2 protein-coding genes are annotated in these 1,881 nt (G+C 65.8%); both read left to right on the top strand.

Annotated elements, in window-relative coordinates:
* Positions 1-368 (top strand): tRNA (adenosine(37)-N6)-threonylcarbamoyltransferase complex ATPase subunit type 1 TsaE (gene tsaE / locus B552_RS28005; RefSeq protein ID WP_019452151.1); only part of this gene is annotated, 368 nt, incomplete at its 5' end.
* Positions 362-1,861: an N-acetylmuramoyl-L-alanine amidase gene (locus tag B552_RS0126830; RefSeq protein WP_019452150.1), complete on the top strand. Its 1,500-nt coding sequence runs from the start codon at positions 362-364 to the stop codon at positions 1,859-1,861. The genes tsaE and B552_RS0126830, both read left to right, overlap by 7 nt.
* Positions 1,862-1,881: the final 20 nt, after the last annotated feature.

Here is a 1,881-nt window from a genome sequence, read left to right as displayed (position 1 = left end):
TGCGCGCGCTCGGTCATGCCGGCAAGGTACGCAGCCCCACCTATACGCTGTGCGAGCCCTATGAGGTTGCGCGCGCCGATGGCTCGCCGCTGACGGTCTATCACTTCGATCTCTACCGATTTGCCGACCCCGAGGAATGGATCGACGCCGGATTCCGCGACTGCTTCGCGGAACCGGCCTTCAACCTCGTGGAGTGGCCGGAGAAAGCGGGCTCCCTGCTTGGGGAACCGGACCTCCATGTGTTGCTCCAATCGGACAATCGTGTCTCGCAATCGGCCAGTGGCGAGCGCGATGCGGGCGAGGATCGCCGCATGGCCACACTGCACGCCTATACTGCCACTGGACTTACCCTGCTGAACGCATGCTGATCAAGCGACTCGCCACCGACCGACCCGATGGACCCGATGGACTGCTGCAGGCCCGCCGCAAATGGATGGCGCAGGCGCTCAAGCTCGGTGCCGGTACCGTTGTCCTGACCATTGCCGGGCCGCAGATTGCCTTTGGCGCCGGCATCGTCGCCGTGCGCGTCTGGCCGGCCGAGGATTACACGCGCGTGACCATCGAATCCGATGAGAAGCTCGTGGCCGTGCATCAGATGATCCGCAATCCGGACCGGCTCGTGGTCGATATCGACGGGCTCGATCTCTCGCCCACGCTGCGCGAGCTGGTGGCCAAGATTACGCCGAACGATCCGTATATCCAGTCTGTGCGCGTGGGGCAGAACCGTCCGCGCGTGGTGCGGATGGTGTTCGACCTCAAGGAAGACGTCTCGCCGCAGGTGTTCACGCTGGCGCCGATCGGCGACTACCGCAACCGGCTCGTGTTCGACCTGTATCCGGTCAATCCGCCCGATCCGCTCTGGAAGCTGGTGCGCGATACCGAGGACAAGCAGCGCCGCTTCGCCGCGACGCCGCCGCCTTCGGGCAGCGAGGGTGTCTCCGGCGCGCCCGCCGGCGCGGAAGAGGACGCGATTGGCGCGATCGTGCGCAAGTTCGAGGACCGCGACCAGATTCCGGCCCCGACCACCGCGCCGCCGCCTGTCGTGGCCGCCGTAAAGCCGAAACCGTCCACACCGTCCGCTGCGCCCGTGCCAGTGGCCCCGCCACCGATGGCGCAGACCAACGTGCCGCCGCCCAGCCAGTTCAAGATGCGCCGGCTGCTGACCGTGGCGCTGGATCCGGGTCACGGCGGCGAAGACCCGGGCGCCATTGGGGCGGCGGGCTCGCGCGAAAAAGACGTGGTGCTGCAGATCGCCACGCGCCTGCGCAAGAAAATTGATTCCGAGCCGAACATGCGCGCGATGATGACGCGCGATTCGGACTTCTTCGTGCCGCTGAACGTGCGCGTGCAGAAGGCCCGCCGCGTGCAGGCCGACCTGTTCGTGTCGATCCATGCCGATGCCTTCGTATCGCCCGAGGCTCGCGGCGCGTCGGTCTTTGCGTTGTCCGAGCGCGGCGCATCGAGTTCGGCCGCACGCTGGCTGGCCAACAAGGAAAACAACGCCGACCTGATCGGCGGCACCAACATGGGCAACAAGGACGCCCAGGTGTCACGCGTGCTGCTGGACCTGTCCACCACCGCGCAGATCAACGACAGCATGCAGGTGGGCAAGGCCGTGCTGCAGGAGATCGGCGGTATCAACAGGCTGCACAAGGGCAGCGTGGAACAGGCCGGGTTTGCGGTGCTGAAGGCGCCCGATATCCCGTCGATCCTGATCGAGACCGCGTTCATCAGCAATCCCGAGGAAGAGCGCAAGCTCAACGACGACGCGCATCAGGAGCAGCTTGCCAACGCGATCCTGCGAGGCATCAAGGCGTACTTCGCGAAGAATCCGCCGCTGTCGAAGAATCCGTCGGTGTAGCAGGTTTTCTCCCCTCTCCC

This window comes from Cupriavidus sp. BIS7, from assembly GCF_000292345.1.
Classification (GTDB): domain Bacteria; phylum Pseudomonadota; class Gammaproteobacteria; order Burkholderiales; family Burkholderiaceae; genus Cupriavidus.
This window is presented reverse-complemented; position numbering and strand designations above follow the sequence as displayed.